The organism is Streptomyces desertarenae, assembly GCF_042681365.1.
GTDB lineage: Bacteria > Actinomycetota > Actinomycetes > Streptomycetales > Streptomycetaceae > Streptomyces > Streptomyces desertarenae.
This window is the reverse complement of record NZ_JBHUFU010000006.1, coordinates 250,139-266,200: the sequence shown is the minus strand read 5'-3', so window position 1 is coordinate 266,200 and position 16,062 is coordinate 250,139. Positions and strand designations below refer to the sequence as shown.

General features: G+C 73.1%; 13 protein-coding genes. 3 read left to right on the top strand and 10 right to left on the bottom strand.

What is annotated here, in order from left to right; translation table 11 throughout:
* Positions 1 to 11: 11 nt before the first annotated feature.
* The gene (locus ACFSJS_RS12710) at positions 12 to 1,151 is read right to left on the bottom strand and encodes an adenosine deaminase (protein WP_380899531.1); all 1,140 of its coding nucleotides are present in this window, start codon (positions 1,149 to 1,151) and stop codon (positions 12 to 14) included.
* Positions 1,152 to 1,305: 154 nt separating this feature from the next.
* Here ACFSJS_RS12710 and ACFSJS_RS12705 point away from each other — a divergent pair, with 154 nt between their 5' ends.
* The gene (locus ACFSJS_RS12705) at positions 1,306 to 2,106 is read left to right on the top strand and encodes an alpha/beta hydrolase (RefSeq protein WP_380899529.1); all 801 of its coding nucleotides are present in this window, start codon (positions 1,306 to 1,308) and stop codon (positions 2,104 to 2,106) included.
* 16 nt (positions 2,107 to 2,122) lie between these two features.
* On the opposite strand, the gene ACFSJS_RS12700 is transcribed toward ACFSJS_RS12705, so the two are convergent.
* Positions 2,123 to 3,154 carry a LysR family transcriptional regulator gene (locus ACFSJS_RS12700; RefSeq protein WP_380899527.1) on the bottom strand — a complete coding sequence of 344 codons (1,032 nt, stop codon included), beginning with the start codon at positions 3,152 to 3,154 and terminating at the stop codon, positions 2,123 to 2,125.
* Positions 3,155 to 3,189: 35 nt separating this feature from the next.
* Between ACFSJS_RS12700 and ACFSJS_RS12695 the strand changes: the two genes are divergently transcribed.
* Both ACFSJS_RS12695 and ACFSJS_RS12690 read left to right on the top strand, forming a co-directional pair.
* Positions 3,190 to 4,440, top strand: a complete 1,251-nt coding sequence (locus ACFSJS_RS12695) for an MFS transporter (protein WP_380899525.1) — start codon at positions 3,190 to 3,192, stop codon at positions 4,438 to 4,440.
* A 433-nt stretch (positions 4,441 to 4,873) separates the two neighbouring features.
* A complete protein-coding gene (locus tag ACFSJS_RS12690) occupies positions 4,874 to 5,545 on the top strand; it encodes a fascin domain-containing protein (RefSeq protein ID WP_380899523.1) in 672 nt (223 codons plus the stop codon).
* Between the two features lie 79 nt (positions 5,546 to 5,624).
* On the opposite strand, the gene ACFSJS_RS12685 is transcribed toward ACFSJS_RS12690, so the two are convergent.
* The 8 genes from ACFSJS_RS12685 to ACFSJS_RS12650 all read right to left on the bottom strand — a co-directional run bounded on the left by ACFSJS_RS12685 (position 5,625) and on the right by ACFSJS_RS12650 (position 15,993).
* Positions 5,625 to 8,189, bottom strand: a complete 2,565-nt coding sequence (locus tag ACFSJS_RS12685) for an alpha-L-arabinofuranosidase C-terminal domain-containing protein (protein ID WP_380899521.1) — start codon at positions 8,187 to 8,189, stop codon at positions 5,625 to 5,627.
* Positions 8,190 to 8,338: 149 nt separating this feature from the next.
* Complete coding sequence (locus tag ACFSJS_RS12680; protein ID WP_380899519.1) at positions 8,339 to 8,617, bottom strand: hypothetical protein; 279 nt, start codon at positions 8,615 to 8,617, stop codon at positions 8,339 to 8,341.
* A 276-nt stretch (positions 8,618 to 8,893) separates the two neighbouring features.
* Positions 8,894 to 10,171: a thymidine phosphorylase gene (locus tag ACFSJS_RS12675; RefSeq protein WP_380899517.1), complete on the bottom strand. Its 1,278-nt coding sequence runs from the start codon at positions 10,169 to 10,171 to the stop codon at positions 8,894 to 8,896.
* 59 nt (positions 10,172 to 10,230) lie between these two features.
* The gene (locus ACFSJS_RS12670) at positions 10,231 to 10,653 is read right to left on the bottom strand and encodes a cytidine deaminase (protein WP_380899515.1); all 423 of its coding nucleotides are present in this window, start codon (positions 10,651 to 10,653) and stop codon (positions 10,231 to 10,233) included.
* Entirely contained in the window at positions 10,653 to 11,921 is a 1,269-nt protein-coding gene (locus tag ACFSJS_RS12665; RefSeq protein WP_380899513.1) for an ABC transporter permease, read from the bottom strand. Before ACFSJS_RS12665 ends, ACFSJS_RS12670 begins: the two co-directional genes overlap by 1 nt.
* On the bottom strand, positions 11,918 to 13,048 hold the full coding sequence (locus ACFSJS_RS12660) for an ABC transporter permease (RefSeq protein WP_380899511.1): 1,131 nt from the start codon (positions 13,046 to 13,048) through the stop codon (positions 11,918 to 11,920). The genes ACFSJS_RS12665 and ACFSJS_RS12660 overlap by 4 nt, the downstream gene beginning before the upstream one ends.
* A complete protein-coding gene (locus ACFSJS_RS12655; RefSeq protein ID WP_380899685.1) occupies positions 13,045 to 14,646 on the bottom strand; it encodes an ABC transporter ATP-binding protein in 1,602 nt (533 codons plus the stop codon). Before ACFSJS_RS12655 ends, ACFSJS_RS12660 begins: the two co-directional genes overlap by 4 nt.
* A 288-nt stretch (positions 14,647 to 14,934) precedes the next feature.
* Positions 14,935 to 15,993: a BMP family lipoprotein gene (locus ACFSJS_RS12650; protein WP_380899509.1), complete on the bottom strand. Its 1,059-nt coding sequence runs from the start codon at positions 15,991 to 15,993 to the stop codon at positions 14,935 to 14,937.
* Positions 15,994 to 16,062 lie beyond the last annotated feature (69 nt).

Below are 16,062 nucleotides of genomic sequence, written 5' to 3'. Positions count from 1 at the left end.
GGAACCGCAGGTCACAGCCCCTTGCCGGAGGCCTCCCGGAAGAGCCACTCGGACTTCAGTTCGGCGTAGCCGGGCTTGATCACGTCATTGATCATGGCCAGACGTTCATCGAAAGGGATGAACGCCGACTTCATCGCATTGACGGTGAACCACTGCATGTCGTCGAGGGTGTAGCCGAACGTCTCCACCAGGTGCCCGAACTCGCGGCTCATGCTGGTGCCGCTCATCAGCCGGTTGTCGGTGTTGACCGTGACCCGGAAGCGGAGCCTGCGGAGCAGGCCGATGGGGTGCTCGGCGTAGGAGGGCGCCGCCCCGGTCTGGATGTTGGAGGTGGGGCACAGCTCCAGCGGGATCCGCTTGTCCCGCACGTACGCCGCCAGCCGCCCCAGTTCGACGGTGCCGTCCCCGGCGACGCGGATGTCGTCGATGATCCGCACACCGTGGCCGAGCCGGTCGGCGCCGCACCACTGGAGCGCCTGCCAGATGGAGGGCAGGCCGAAGGCCTCGCCGGCGTGGATGGTGAAGTGGTTGTTCTCGCGCTTGAGGTACTCGAAGGCGTCCAGGTGCCGGGTGGGCGGGTGGCCCGCCTCCGCCCCGGCGATGTCGAAGCCGACGACGCCCGCGTCGCGGTGCCGGTTGGCCAGTTCGGCGATCTCCAGCGAGCGCGCGGCGTGCCGCATGGCGGTGAGCAGGACGCCGACGCGGATGCGCCCGCCCCGCTCGCGGACGCGGCGCTCGCCCTCGCGGAAGCCCTCGTTGACGGCCTCGACCACCTGCTCCAGGGTCAGCCCGCCCTCCAGGTGCTGCTCGGGGGCGTACCGCACCTCGGCGTAGACCACGCCGTCGGCCGCCAGGTCCTCCGCGCACTCGGCGGCGACCCTCACCAGCGCCTCGCGGGTCTGCATCACGGCGCAGGTGTGGGCGAAGGTCTCCAGGTAGCGCTCCAGGGAGCCGGAGTCGGCCGCCTCGCGGAACCAGGTGCCCAGCGCCTCGGGGTCGGTCTCGGGCAGGCCGTCGTAACCGCACTCGCGGGCGAGTTCGGCGACGGTGGCCGGACGGAGGCCCCCGTCGAGGTGGTCGTGCAGGAGCACCTTGGGAGCGCGGCGGATCTGGTCCGCGGTGGGGACGGTGGTGACAGTCTCGCTCGTCATTGCCGCACTCTAGCGCCTACGCGCGTAGATATCACCCCGTCCCCGTCTCGCGTACCGCTCCCGGGCCGCCTCGGGCGACGGTCCACGCCCTTCGATACGCAATGGTGACCGCACGGCACCGCCCGTACACCCCGGCTTCTGTCATCGTTCTGCCATGGCTCAGCAGGCGTTGCCGCGCCGGGACGCGCGGCTGGGGCGGACGTTCGGTGAGGACCACGCGGTGCAGGGGGTGGTCCTGCTGCTTCCCGGAGGGCTGCCGAGGAGCACGCGCCGCCGCTCCTCCCGGGCCGCGGCGGCGGTGCTGCCGCTGGCCCGGCGGCTGGTGCGGGCGGGCGCGTCGCCCGCGGGGCACCCCCGGGGCGGCCCGGGAGCGGCGCGGCGCGGGGAGGCGCTGGTGGCGCACGTCGTCCACTACCGCTACCGGGGCTGGAACGGCGCCGAGGCCCATCCGGTGCGGGACGCCGAGTGGGCGCTGGAGGAGGTCCGGCGGCGCTACGGCGACGTCCCGGTCTGCCTGGCCGGCTGGGACATGGGCGCCCGGGCCGCGCTGCGGGCCGCGGGCCACCCGTCCGTCGCCTCCGTGCTGGCGCTGGCGCCCTGGCTGCCGGCGGTCGCCGAGGACGGCGGCGCCGAGCCGGTGCGGCAGCTGGTGGGGCGGCGGGTGCTGCTGGTGCACGGCACGGACGACGAGCACACCGACCCCGACCTGTCGTACCGCCTGGCCGCCCGGGCCAAGAAGATCAACCCGGACGTCTGCCGCTTCGAGGTCCACACCGACGGGCACGCGCTGCGCCAGCACCGCTCCGAGGTGCTCGCCCTGGCCGAGGACTTCGTCACCGGGACGCTGTGCCACCGGGACTTCTCCCGTCCGGTGGCCGACGCGCTGGCGGCCCCGCCGCCGCTGGGGCTGCGGATGCCGCTGGCGGCGGGCTTCGGGCGCTCCCTGCGCCCCTGAGCGCGCCCCGGCCCGGCTAGGCCAGCAGCCGCCCGCGCCGGCTCAGCAGGAACGCCCGGAACGCCGCCACCGGCGGGGTCTCCGGGCGGCCGTCCACCCAGGCCACCCCGATCTCCCGCACCGCGCGCGGCTGGGTGACCGCCAGCTCGCGCACTCCCGGGCGCGGCACCGCCGGGGGCGGCAGCAGCGCCACCCCGAGCCCCGCGGCCACCAGGCCGCGCAGGGTCTCGGCCTCCTCGCCCTCGAAGGCGATGCGGGGCCGGAAGCCCGCCTCGGCGCAGAGGGCGTCGAAGATGCGGCGCATCCCGTAGCCCGGCTCCAGGGTGATGAACGCCTCGTCGGCCGCCTCCACCAGCCGGACCCGGCGGCGGCGGGCCAGCGGATGCTCCTCGGGGACGACCAGCCGCAGCCGCTGCTCGTCCAGCCGGCGCGCGGCCAGGTCCGGGGCGTCCGGCACCGGGGAGGTCAGGCACAGGTCGAGGTCGCCCGCGCGCAGCCGCTCGATCATCGCCTCGCCGTACGTCTGCACCAGTGAGAACCGCACCCTGGGGTGGTCGACGCGGAAGGAGCGGATCAGGCCGGGGACGGTCTCCGAACCCAGGGTGTGCAGGAATCCGAAGGCGACCTTCCCCGCCGCCGGGTCGGCGTCCGCCCGCACCGCCTCCGCGGCCTGCTCCACCGAGGCCAGGGCCCGCTCGGCCGAGGCGAGGAACGTGCGGCCGGCCGGGGTGAGGGAGACCGTCCGCCCCCTGCGGGCGAACAGCGCGACCCCCAGGTCCTCCTCCAGGCGCACCATCGCCCGGCTGAGCGTGGACTGCGGAACGCCCAGCTCGTGCGCGGCGCGCGTGACATGCTCATGGCGGGCGACGGCCACGAACTGCGCCAGCCGGGGGGTGAGCGCGACCGCCCAGGAGCCGGGGTCGACATCGGCGGCCACGTGGGATGTGTCGGATGTAACCGAGATGTCTTTTCTGTTGCCGGACGGTGACACGGCCTCCTCCCACCTGCCTTCATGCGTCAGCGGATGAGAAACCTGCCTCTTGTGCATTGGACGCATCAGATGGCTGATCGTACGTTCGAAGCATGCCTTCCGTCGATACCGGGGCACCCGCTCGCACGGGTGCCTCTCCCGAGCGTTTCCCCTCGTCCCCCCGCCGCATCAGCCTGGCCCTGTTCGCCGTGGGCCTGGCGACCTTCACCCTGCTGTACGCCACCCAGCCCCTGCTGCCCGCCCTCACCACCGACCTCGGCGTGACGCCGGGGCAGGCGAGCTGGACCGTCTCGGCCGCCACCATCGGTCTGGCGGTGGCCGTGCTGCCGCTGTCGGCGCTCTCCGAGCGCTTCGGGCGGCGCACGGTGATGACGTGCTCGCTGGCGGTCGCCGTCGCCGTGGCGCTGGTGCTGCCCTTCGCGCCGAACATCGAGGTCCTGATCGCCCTGCGCGCCCTCCAGGGCGCCGCGATCGCCGGCATCCCGGCCTCGGCGATGGCGTACCTGGCGGACGAGCTGCACCCCCGGGCGCTGGTGGGAGCCGTCGGGCTGTTCGTGGCGGGCAACAGCGTCGGCGGGATGTCCGGCCGCGTCCTGACCGGCTGGGCGGCCGAGGCCTGGGGATGGCGCGCCGGTCTGGCGTCGGTGGCCGCGGTGTCGCTGGTCTGCGCGGTCGTCTACCGGCTGCTGATCCCGAAGGCGCGCAACTTCACCCCGGCCTCGATGCGGCCCACCGCGGTGCTGCGGACCGTCCGCGGCCACCTCTCCGACGGGCTGCTGCTGCGGCTGTACTCCCTCGGCCTGCTCTTCATGACGGTCTTCGGCGCGGTCTACACGGTGATCGGCTACCGGCTGGTGGCCGAGCCCTTCGGGCTCTCCCAGGGCCTGGTCGGCTCCATCTTCGTGATCTACCTGGTCGGCACGGTCTCCTCGGCCGCCGCCGGGCGCCTGGTCGAGCGGCTGGGCCGGCGCGGCGCCCTCTACCTGGCGATCGGCACCACCGCCACCGGGCTGCTGGCGAGCCTGGGCGAGAGCCTGGCGGCCGTCCTGGCCGGCCTGGTGCTGATCACGGCGGGCTTCTTCGCCGGGCACGCGGTGGCGTCCAGCTCGGTGAGCCGCACCGCGCAGACGGGCAGGGCCCAGGCGTCCGCGCTGTACCAGATGGCGTACTACCTGGGCAGTTCGGCGGGCGCCTCGCTGGGGGCGGTCGCCTACCACGCGGCGGGCTGGTCCGCGACGGTCGCCCTCGCGCTGGGCGCCCTGGTCTCGGCGGCCGGCGTCACGCTCTACGCCACCCGCCGGGCGCTGGCCCGGCGGCGGGTCGAGGTCGCGCGGAGCTGCTGACGCGGCGGCACCCCGCCGCGCCGCCGGTGCGGACGCGGGGCCGGAGCGCCTGCCGGAACGAGTGGTTCGGGAACGGCGGGCGCCTTCTCCGTTAACAGCGGGGGACGGGCTCCACCACGCCGGGAGAATTCCTCCGGGAGTTCACCGAACCACCGGGGAACGGCCGCCGCGGCGATGTCGCGCGTCGTTACTCTGAGGCCGCTTCGCGCAGTGCGGAGCGGCCGCGGACGCACCCGGGGGAAGGGTGCCGGCCGCGGTCACCAGGGGGCACGGCGGGGGAGAGGGGGGCACGTCGGCCTGCGGGGACACCGCCGGCCGGCCGTACCGCGAGGCGCGGCGCACGCCGGGACGGACCGTCCCGGCGCACGGCGGCCGCGTTCCTCCGCCGCCCCGCGACTCCCTTTGTGGAAGGTGAGGAACACCCGTGCGACGCATGAACTCCGTTCTCCTGTCCCTGAGCGCCCTGCTGGCGGCCTCCGTGCTGGCCGCCCCGGCCGCCGCCGCGGCCCCGGCCGACGGCCGTCCGGCCGCCGCCGTGCCGGCCGGCTGGGAGGCCCTCGACGGCGCCGAGCTGGCGGCGATGGCCGACGGCGAGGGCGCCCGCCAGGCGCCCTTCGCCGCCTCCCCGGACGGTGCCGCCGCCACCTCCGCCGCGGAGGAGGAGCTGATCGTCATGCAGTCGGAGCGCAACGGCCGGTTCGTCGCCACCGAGGTGACCTACCCCGCACCCCACACCGGTGTGCTGCGCGCCCGCTCCACCGACGTCGGCGGCTGGGAGACCCTCGCCTTCGAGTGGGACGAGACCACCGAGTCCCACGCCATCCGGTCCACCGCCAACGGCCTGTACGTGGCGGTGGAGAAGAACCTCACCGGCGCCTCCCAGAACGTGCTGCGCGCCCGCTCCACCTCGGTCGGCGGCTGGGAGCGGTTCACCGTGTACTACAACGAGGAGCTGGACCTCTGGGCCCTCCAGTCCCAGCTGAACGGCCTCTTCGTGGCCATGGAGAACAGCTACACCGGCTCCCTGCAGTACGTGCTGCGCGCCCGCTCCGCCGACGTCGGCGGCTCCTGGGAGCAGTTCCGGCTCTACGGTCTGGAGGGCTGACGCCCGTACGGCGGCCGTACCCCGCGCCGCGCGGGGTACGGCCGCCGTGCCGTGACGGGCGTGCGGCCGCGTCACCCCGTCACGGCGTGCGCTCCTTGATGCGCAGGAACGTGATCGAGTGGGGCGGGAAGGTGTGGGTGAAGGCGGTGTCCACGCCCCGGAGCAGTGAACGCTCGGGTCTGACGGGCCGCTCGTCGGCGGTGTTGACCGCGTCCGGGTCGCCCTGGAGGACGGTCAGGCGTGCGGTCGGTGCGACGCGCGCCCCCTTGCCGAGGTCGATCGCGGTGCGGGCCGGGGCCTCCTGGGCGTTGACGACCTTGACGATCAGCTCGCCCCGCTCCTCGTCGCGGGTGACGACCTGGCGGAAGGGCTCGGCGACCTTGTCGTCGGTGAAGCTCCCCCACTTCCGGCCGTCGAGGTACAGGGTCACCGTCCGGCCCCGCACCTCGATCCGGACGGCGTACTCGCGGCCGGTCTCGATCACCGTGTCGTCCTCGACCATGGTCTGCCTGCCGCCGCCCCCGGTCTTCTCCACGGCCGAGCGGGTGTTGCCCCAGCCGCCGAGGTTCCACCAGTAGTGGTGGCCGGTGTCCCTGACCCCGAAGGCGATCAGGAAGCCCTCGCGGCCCGCCTTCTTGGTGGCCCTCACGTGCAGGTCGTAGTCGCGCCAGGCGGGGTCCCCGGCGGTGACGAGGGTGTCCTCGGCGGCCGTGTCGCTCTGGAGGTAGGCGCCGTCCGCCACCGTCCAGGTGCCGCGTCCGGCGGCCGCGGTCCACTTCCCCGCCCCCGCCGAGAAGTCGTCGGCGAACAGCTCCCTGCCGTCCGAGGAGACGACCCGCACGTCGTCGTAGGCGGCGCTGGTGGCCCAGGTGGACAGGCCGACGGCGCCGGTGATCGGGCCGGAGGCCACCGGGGTGGAGGACGCCTCGCTGGGCACGACCCGGTCGCCGGTGTTGGTCATGAACAGCTTCTGCGTCTCGTAGCTGGTCGACCCCCAGGAGCGGGCGTTGTCGAACCAGATCAGGTCCGGGCTCCACTGCACGGAGCCGGTGTGGGCCAGCAGCGGGGCGTAGGACGCCATCTCCACCACGTCGGCGTTGCGCTCCAGACCGGTCATGAACGCGGCCTCGGCGAGGGAGTTGCGGAAGCGGTTGTCCTGGGAGGCGTACTCGCCGAGGAACACCTTCGGGCCGGAGCGGTCGTAGGAGTCGTAGCGCCCGTTGTTCTCCAGGAACCAGCCCGGGCTGTTGTAGTAGTGCTCGTCGACCATCGCCACGCCGGAGGCGCGGGCCAGTTCCCATGCGCGGTCGAAGGTGGCGCCGGCGTCGTCGGGCCCGGAGTTGGCGATCACCGTGATCTCGGGGTGCTCGGCCTCGATCGCCGCGCGGAAGACGGCGAGACGCTCGTAGTAGGCGTCGGGCAGGTTCTCCTCGTTGCCGACCGCGAGGTGGGTGAGGCCGAACGGCTCCGGGTGGCCCATCTCGGCGCGCTTCCTCCCCCACGGGGAGGTGACGGGTCCGTTGGCGAACTCGATCAGGTCCAGGGTGTCGCGGACGTGGCGGCGCAGCAGTTCGGGGTCGTCGGTGGCCCGGTTCTCCCCGCAGCCGGTGACCAGCGCGGGGACGACGGGCAGCGGCATGGCCCCGATGTCCTCGGCGAACCGGAAGTACTCGAAGTACCCCAGGCCGTAGGACTGGTTGTAGCCCCAGAAGTTGGCGTTGGTCGCCCGCTCCTCGACGGGCCCGACAGTGTCCTTCCACTGGTAGGAGCGGCGGCGCTCCCAGTTCGGGGCCTCGTACGCCTCGTGGCTGCCGGTGTTGACCAGGCAGCCGCCGGGGAAGCGCAGGAACCCCGGCTTCAGCGCGGCGATCTTCTCGGCGAGGTCCCTGCGCATCCCGTTGGGGCGGCCCTTGTAGGTGTCGCGGGGGAAGAGCGAGACCATGTCGAGGCGGAGCGTGCCGGCACCGCCCGCGGCCACCGTCAGGCGTCCGGTGGTGCCGGTGGCGCGGGCGGTGAGGGTGCCGGTGTACTTCCTCCAGCGGTCGCCGCGCACGGTCAGCCGCAGGGGCTGCGCCAACTCGGCGCCGCCTTCCGCGCCGTGGAGGGCGACGGTCAGCGGGGTGCCGCCCGGCCGGTCGGTGCGGGCCCACACGGAGAAGTCGTACCGCTCGCCCTCCTCGACGGCGATGCCGGAGCCGTAGCCGGCGTTGGCGACACCGAACCGGGCGCCGTCACCGCCGGTGCCGTCGAGGTCCAGCCGCAGGTGGGCGCGGTTGCGTTCGTTCAGGCGGTGCGCGTCGTCCACCACCTGCGCGGTGCCGGTGGCACCGCCGGCGGCGGTCTCGGTCCAGGCGGTCAGACCGGTGTAGGAGGGGTGGTCGGCGGGGGCGTACTCGAAGGAGCGGTTCTGGACGAGTTCGGCGTACAGTCCGCCGTCGGCGGCGCGGTTGATGTCCTCGTAGAACACCCCGTACATCCGCTCGCCGATCCGCGGGCCGGTGCGGGTGCGGTCGACGGTGAGGGTGTGGTCGGCCGGTTCCGCCGCCGAGGCGCCCGGCGCGGGTGCGGCGGCGAGCGCGCCCGCGAGGAGGGCGCCGGCGAGGAGGCCGACGGCGGCGGCTGGTCTGGGTCGTGTGCGCGGCATGAGGCTCCTGAGCCCTTCGTCGTTCGAAATTTCGTACACTGACCAGAACTTCGAACGGGAAAGTAGGCGTGCGCGGCCCGGCCGTCAACACCCCTCGCGGCGATCGCCCGGTGCGTCCGGGGCGTCGGCCGTGTGCGCGCCGCCGGGCCTCACTCCTCCCCGGGCGCCTTCCGGGGCCCCAGGATCTGCCCCAGCAGGATCAGCACCACCCCGCCCAGCATGAGGGGGAGTTGGACGGCGACCGGAGCGAGCCGTCCCGCCATCAGCCCCACCGCCAGCAGCAGCGCCCCGGCGCCCCACACCCCCGGGCGCCGCACGCTGCCGCGCAGCCACGGGAGCGCGACGCGCCCGGTGACCGCGGCCAGCACACCCGACACTCCCAGCATCAGCACCAGCACGGCGCCGAACACGGCGAAGAACCCCGACACGTACCCCCCTGTGGTCCCCTCCGGCGCCCTGCGGGCGCCCGCCGGGAGGTTCCCCCGTGCCCCGCGGGCGCCGCGATGCCGGAAGCCGGCAATGTACACGCCCCGTGCACGACTTGGGCGCCATGGCCATGGATCGTACGGTTCATCGGTTTGGTGCCCGGCTCCGGGGCGCACGCCGGGGGGCCGCCGCCCGGGGGCGCGGCCCCGGAAGACGGCACCGGGGGCGGCCACGGTCTCCCGTGGCCGCCCCCGGTGCTCCGGTTCCGGGCGGATCCGTCAGGCGATGCGGTCCAGGACCAGCGGGGTGGGCTCGTGGGAACCCGCGTCGGTGATCTCGATCGCGTCGCCGGCCAGCGCCTGGAGCGCGTAGTCGAAGCGCTCGGGGGTGTCGGTGTGGAGGGTCAGCAGCGGGGCTCCGGCGGTGACGCGGTCGCCGGGCTTGGCGTGCAGCTCCACCCCGGCCCCGGCCTGCACCGGGTCCTCCTTGCGGGCTCGGCCCGCGCCCAGCCGCCAGGCCGCGACGCCGACGGCGTACGCGTCCAGCCTGGTGAGGACGCCGGAGGTCTCGGCGCGCAGGACGTGCCGCTCGCGGGCGACGGGCAGGGGCGCGTCCGGGTCGCCGCCCTGGGCGGCGACCATGCGGCGCCAGTGGTCCATCGCCGAGCCGTCGGCCAGCGCCCTGGCGGGGTCGGCGTCCGGCAGGCCGGCCGCGTCGAGCATCTCGCGGGCGAGCGCCAGGGTGAGCTCCACGACGTCGGCCGGACCGCCGCCGGCCAGCACCTCCACCGACTCGCGGACCTCCAGGGCGTTGCCCGCGGTCAGCCCCAGCGGGGTGGACATGTCGGTGAGCAGCGCGACGGTCCGCACGCCGTGGTCGGTGCCCAGACCGACCATGGTGCGGGCCAGCTCGCGGGCGTCGTCGAGGTTCTTCATGAACGCGCCCGAGCCGACCTTGACGTCCAGGACCAGCGCGCCGGTCCCCTCGGCGATCTTCTTGGACATGATCGAGGAGGCGATCAGCGGGATGGCCTCGACGGTGCCGGTGACGTCGCGCAGCGCGTAGAGCTTCTTGTCGGCCGGCGCCAGCCCGTCACCCGCCGCGCAGATCACGCAGCCGACCTCGTCCAGCACGCCGAGCATCTCCTCGTTGCTCAGCAGCGCCCGCCAGCCGGGGATGGACTCCATCTTGTCGAGCGTGCCGCCGGTGTGGCCCAGGCCCCGCCCCGAGAGCTGGGGGACGGCCGCGCCGCAGGCGGCGACCAGCGGCGCCAGCGGCAGGGTGATCTTGTCGCCGACGCCGCCGGTGGAGTGCTTGTCGGCCGTCGGGCGGGGCAGGGAGGAGAAGTCCATCCGCTCGCCGCTGGCGATCATCGCGGCGGTCCAGCGGGCGATCTCCTCGCGTTCCATGCCGTTCAGCAGGATCGCCATGGCCAAGGCCGACATCTGCTCGTCGGCGACCTCGCCGCGGGTGTAGGCGTCGATGACCCAGTCGATCTGGGCGTCGCCGAGGCGGCCCCGGTCGCGCTTGGTACGGATGACGGAGATGGCGTCCATCGTCGGGTGCGGCTCCTTGTGGGGATGGCTGGGGCGGGGTCTGGGCGGGAGCGCCGGCGTCAGCGGTCCGCGAGGTCGTCGGGGCCGAAGGCGTCCGGCAGCAGTTCGGACAGGGGGCGGATGCCGGAGGCGGTCTCGACCGCCAGGTTCGGTCCGCCGTGCTCCCACAGCAACTGGCGGCAGCGGCCGCACGGCATCAGCACCCGGCCCCGGCCGTCGCAGCAGGTGAAGGCCACGAGCCGGCCGCCGCCGGTGGCGGCCAGCTCCGAGACCAGGCCGCACTCGGCGCACAGGACGACGCCGTAGGCGGCGTTCTCCACGTTGCAGCCGGCGACGATCCGGCCGTCGTCCACCAGCGCGGCGGCGCCGACCGGGTACTTCGAGTAGGGGGCGTAGGCCCGGGACATCATCTCCCGGGCCTTCGCCCGCAGGGCGGCCCAGTCGGCGGCGTCCGCCGTGCGGGGGGTCTGCGGTCCGTCCACTACTTGCCCTCGCCCTTCCGGTAGGACTTGCCGTTGGCCTTGGGCATCCGCAGGCGCTGCGCGGACATCGCCAGCACCAGCAGGGTGGCGACGTACGGGGCGGCGCTCACGAACTGGCTGGGCACCTCGTCCACGGAGGCGTACCAGACGAACAGCACCGCTGCGGTGACGGCGGAGACCGCGCCCGTGAGGTACTTCTTCCGGTACACCGCCCAGGCGGCGGCCAGGACCAGCAGGATGGCCAGCAGCAGGAGCAGGGCGTGGACGTTCTGGCCGCCGCCGCGCAGGTTGAGGCTGTCGGTGTAGCCGAACAGGCCCGCGCCGAGCGCCAGTCCGCCGGGCATCCAGTTGCCGAAGATCATCGCGGCGAGACCGATGTAGCCGCGGCCGCCGGTCTGGCCCTCCAGGTAGATGTTGGAGGCGACCTCGGCGAGGAAGGCGCCGCCCATGCCGGCGAAGCCGCCGGAGATCATCACCGCGATGTACTTGTACTTGTAGACGTTGACGCCCAGGCTCTCGGCCGCGGTCGGGTTCTCGCCGCAGGAGCGCAGCCGCAGGCCGAAGCCGGTGTTCCACAGCACCCACCGGCTGAGCGGGATCATGGCGACGGCCACGATCGTCAGCAGGGAGAGGTTGGTGACCAGGCCGCCGAGGAGCCCCGCGACGTCCGAGACGACGAACCAGTGCTTGGCGTTGAGCGTCGCCAGGGCGTCGGAGACCCCGGGGACGGTGATCTGCCCGATCGACTCGATGGGCGGGGACTGCTTGCTGGTCCCGCCCTCCATGTGCTCGAAGGTGAAGCTGGACAGGTAGCGGGTGGCGCCGACGGCGAGGATGTTGATGGCCACGCCGGAGACGATGTGGTTGACGCCGAAGGTGACGGTGGCGATCGCGTGCAGCAGGCCGCCCAGCGCACCGCCGACGATGCCCATGACCACGCCCGTCCACGGGCCCCACTGCACACCGGCCCAGGCGCCGAACCAGGTGCCCAGGATCAGCATGCCCTCCAGACCGATGTTGATCACGCCGGCCCGTTCGGCCCACAGGCCGCCCAGGCCCGCGAGGCCGATCGGGACGGCCAGCCGCAGGGCGGTGGAGGTCTGGCCGACGGAGGTGATGCCGTGGGCGCCGGTGATCAGGCGCACGGCGGAGACCAGCACCAGGAAGCCGGCGATGACGAGCATCCACTCGGCCAGGGTGAGCCGGCGGCGGGCGGTTTTCCTCGGCTGCTGCGCGGCCGGCCTGGGCTTGGCGAGGGCGGTGCTCATGCCGACACCTCCTTGCGGTTCTTCGGGCCGTCGCCCCCGTCGGCAGCGGCGGCCTCGGCGGCGAGCTCCTCGCCGACCTTCTGCTGCTGGCGGCGCAGGCCGTAGCGGCGCACGGACTCGTAGCTGATGACGACCGCCATCACGATCAGGCCCTGCATGATCGTGGCGATCTCCTTCTCGTACCCGTTGTAGTCGAGCGTCGGGGACGCCTTGTCCAGGAAGGCGATGAGCAGGGCGCCCAGGGCGATGCCCACCGGGTGGTTGCGGCCGAGCAGGGCGATGGTGATGCCGGTGAAGCCCACGCCCGCGGGGAAGTCGAGGCTGTAGGTGTGGGCGTCGCCGAGCAGGACGGGCATGCCGGCCAGGCCGGCGACGGCGCCGGAGATCAGCATGCTGGTGAGCACCATGCGCTTGGCGTCGACGCCGCTGGCGGTGGCGGCGCTGTCGCTGGCGCCGGTGGCGCGCAGGTCGAAGCCGAACCGGGTCCGGTTCAGGACCAGCCAGTACAGGAGGCCGCAGAGCGCGGCGACGACGGTGAAGCCGTAGACCTCGCCGGCCGCGCCCAGGTCGATGCCGGGGAACCAGCCGGACTCCGGGATCTGCCCGGTGGTGAGGTTGTTGCCGCGCGCCTCACCGAACTGGCCGGGCAGGACGAGGTAGGCGATGAGGCTGGTGGCGATGGAGTTGAGCATGATCGTCGAGACGACCTCGCTCACGCCGCGGGTGGTCTTGAGGATGCCCGCGATGCCGGACCAGAAGGCGCCGACGAGCATCGCGACGACCAGGATCAGCAGGATGTGCAGCGGTCCGGGCAGGGTGACCGAGGCGCCGACGAGGGCGGCGGCCATCGCGGCGAGCCGGTACTGGCCGTCGACCCCGATGTTGAACAGGTTCATCCGGAAGCCGACGGCCACCGCCAGCGCGGCGAGGTAGTAGGTCGCGGCCTGGTTGACGATGAGCACCTGGATGTCGGAGTGCATCGCGTACTCGGCCATCAGGGCGTACGGCTGCACGGGGTTGCGGCCGGAGGCGAGCAGCACCACCGACGTCAGCAGCACGGCGACGACGATGGCCAGCACCGGCCCGCCGGCTGCCAGGATCAGCCGGTCCTTGTCGAACTTCTTCATCGGTCCTCTCCCCCGTCCCGGCCCTCGGTCCGGCCGCCGGCGGAGGAGGAGCCGCGGGGCTCGTCCTCCAGGTGGCCGGAGGCCGCGCCGGTCATGGCGGATCCCAGGGCTTCCGGGGTGATCGTGGCGGGGTCTGCGTCGGCGACCAGGCGGCCGCGGTACATCACGCGCAGGGTGTCGGACAGGCCGATCAGCTCGTCCAGGTCGGCGGAGATCAGCAGGACGGCCAGTCCCTCGCGGCGCGCGGCGCGGATCTGGTCCCAGATCTGGGCCTGCGCGCCGACGTCCACACCGCGCGTGGGGTGGGCGGCGATCAGCAGCCGGGGGTCGTGGCTCATCTCGCGGCCCACGATCAGCTTCTGCTGGTTGCCGCCGGACAGGGACGCCGCGGTGACGTCGATGCCGGGGGTGCGCACGTCGTACTCGGCGACGATCCGCTCGGTGTCGGCGCGGGCGGCCCTGATGTCCAGCCACGGGCCCCTGCTGTTGGGGGCCTCGGTGACGTGGCCGAGGATGCGGTTCTCCCACAGGGAGGACTCCAGCAGCAGCCCGTGCCGGTGCCGGTCCTCGGGGATGTAGCCGATGCCGCCCTCGCGGCGGCGGCGGGTGGGCCAGGAGGTGATGTCCTCGCCGCCGAGGGTGATGGTGCCGCCGTCGGCGTGGCGGATGCCGATCAGGGCCTCGATCAGCTCGGTCTGCCCGTTGCCCTCGACACCGGCCAGGCCCAGCACCTCGCCCTTGCGGATGGTGAAGGTGACGCCGTCCAGGATGGTGCGGGCGCCGTCGACGGCGTCGTGCCCGGTGAGGGTGAGGTCCTTCACCTGGAGCATCGGGGTGTCGGTGACGGTGGACTCGCGGGTCTGCGGGGACGGCAGTTCGGCGCCGACCATCAGCTCGGCGAGCTGCTTGGCGGTGACGTCGGCCGGCTTCACGGAGGCGACGGTGGTGCCGCGCCGTATGACGGTGATGTCGTCGGCGACCGAGAGCACCTCGCCCAGCTTGTGCGAGATGAAGATGACGGTCAGGCCCTCGGCCTTGAGCTCGCGGAGGTTGTCGAAGAGGGCGTCGACCTCCTGCGGCACGAGCACGGCGGTCGGCTCGTCCAGGATGAGGGTGCGGGCGCCGCGGTAGAGGACCTTGAGGATCTCCACGCGCTGGCGGTCGGCGACGCCGAGGTCCTCGACCAGGGCGTCGGGACGGACGCCCAGTCCGTAGGCGTCGGAGATCTCCTTGATCCGCGCGCGGGCTCGGGAGCCGATCCCGTACAGCTTCTCGCTGCCCAGGACGGTGTTCTCCAGGACGGTGAGGTTGTCGGCCAGCATGAAGTGCTGGTGGACCATGCCGATGCCCCGGGCGATGGCGTCGCCGGGGTCGGAGAAGCTCACTTCCCGCCCGTCGACGGCGATGGTGCCCTCGTCCGGCTTCTGCATGCCGTAGAGGATCTTCATCAGGGTCGACTTGCCCGCGCCGTTCTCGCCGACGATGGCGTGGACGGTGCCTTTGCGGACGGACAGGTGGATGTCGTGGTTGGCGACGACACCGGGGAAGCGCTTGGTGATCCCGGCCAGTTCGACGGCGGGAGGGCTGGACGCGTTGATGGTGCACTCTCCTCGGGCTAAGGAGCGGCTCGTAGGGCGGACCGGCGGGAGCGGGTGACCACTGGGGCCGGGAGGTGGCCGCCGGGCCGTGCGGGTGGGGGCGACGCTACCGCCTCGGCGGGTGGCTACGCGCGTAGAGGATGTTCTGCACTTCGGGCCCGGCCAGAAGACCTCGCTCGGTCTTCGCCGCCGGGCCCGAAGCGGAGCCGGGCGGGCGGGCGGACGTCCGGGAGGCGGACGTCCGGCCCCGCGCCGCTCCGGCCACCGGGCTGGATCGGTCGGGGCGGATCAGGCCCCGGTCTCGACCTCGATCTCGCCGCTGACGATGTCCTCCTTGGCCTTCTTCACGGCCTCCTGGAGCTCGGTCATCCCGGTGAAGGCCGGGTTGGAGTCGGAGAGGCCGACGCCGCCGGACTCCAGGTCGAAGCGGGTCTCGCCGCTCAGCGGCTTGCCGTCCTGGACCGACTTGACCAGGTCGTAGACCGCGCCGGAGACGTCCTTGGTCATGGAGGTGAGGATGCGCTCCTTGTACTTGGCCAGCGTCTTCTGCGCGTACTGGTCGGAGTCCACGCCGATGACCCACTTGTCCTGGGCGGCGACCGCCTCGATGACGCCCTGGCCCGCCAGGCCGGCCGCGTGGTACACCACGTCCGCCTTGGCGTCGAGCTGGCCGCGGGCGGCCTCCTTGCCCAGGTCGGGCTTGGAGAAGCCGTCCATGTTCGGCGGCTGGGTCAGGTACTGGGTCTTGACCTCGATGGACTTGTCGGTGTCCTTGACACCCTGGACGAAGCCCGCCTCGAACTTCTTGATCAGCGGAACCTCGACACCGCCGACGAAGCCGACGACCTTGGTCTTGGTCGCCTTGGCGGCCGCCACGCCCGCCAGGTAGGAGCCCTGCTCCTCGTTGAAGACGAGGTTGGCGACGTTCTCCGCCTGGACGGTGTTGTCGTCGATCAGGCCGAAGGTGGTCTTCGGGAACTTCTCGGCGACCTCCTCGATGGGCTTGGCGTAGGCGAAGCCCACGCCGATCACCGGGTTGTAGCCCTGCCGGGCCAGGTCGGTGAGGCGCTGGACCTTGTCGGCGTCCGACTCGCCGTCGGACGGCTCGACGTCCTCACCGCCGAGGCCGAAGTCCTTCTTGGCCTTCTCGAAGCCCGCGTAGGCGGCGTCGTTGAAGGACTGGTCACCGCGGCCGCCGACGTCGTAGGCGAGAGCTATGCCCTTGCCCTTGGAGGATTCGGAGGAGCCGGAGGGGGACTCGGTGGAAGTGCTGCCACACGCGGTGGCACTGACGGCGAGGGCCGCGGCGGTCCCGACCGCGGCGGCGAGCTTGCTTACCCGGCGCAAGAGGACTTCCCTTCGCTCGAAGCGCCTCCGTTGGCGCTGGCTTCCGCCGCATCGTAACGCGCGTAGATG

Coding starts and splice junctions, on each gene's coding strand:
- ACFSJS_RS12710 (WP_380899531.1), bottom strand. CDS start 1,151: ATGACGAGCGAGACTGTCACCACCGTCCCCACCGCGGACCAGATCCGC.
- ACFSJS_RS12705 (WP_380899529.1), top strand. CDS start 1,306: ATGGCTCAGCAGGCGTTGCCGCGCCGGGACGCGCGGCTGGGGCGGACG.
- ACFSJS_RS12700 (WP_380899527.1), bottom strand. CDS start 3,154: ATGCACAAGAGGCAGGTTTCTCATCCGCTGACGCATGAAGGCAGGTGG.
- ACFSJS_RS12695 (WP_380899525.1), top strand. CDS start 3,190: ATGCCTTCCGTCGATACCGGGGCACCCGCTCGCACGGGTGCCTCTCCC.
- ACFSJS_RS12690 (WP_380899523.1), top strand. CDS start 4,874: ATGAACTCCGTTCTCCTGTCCCTGAGCGCCCTGCTGGCGGCCTCCGTG.
- ACFSJS_RS12685 (WP_380899521.1), bottom strand. CDS start 8,189: ATGCCGCGCACACGACCCAGACCAGCCGCCGCCGTCGGCCTCCTCGCC.
- ACFSJS_RS12675 (WP_380899517.1), bottom strand. CDS start 10,171: ATGGACGCCATCTCCGTCATCCGTACCAAGCGCGACCGGGGCCGCCTC.
- ACFSJS_RS12665 (WP_380899513.1), bottom strand. CDS start 11,921: ATGAGCACCGCCCTCGCCAAGCCCAGGCCGGCCGCGCAGCAGCCGAGG.
- ACFSJS_RS12660 (WP_380899511.1), bottom strand. CDS start 13,048: ATGAAGAAGTTCGACAAGGACCGGCTGATCCTGGCAGCCGGCGGGCCG.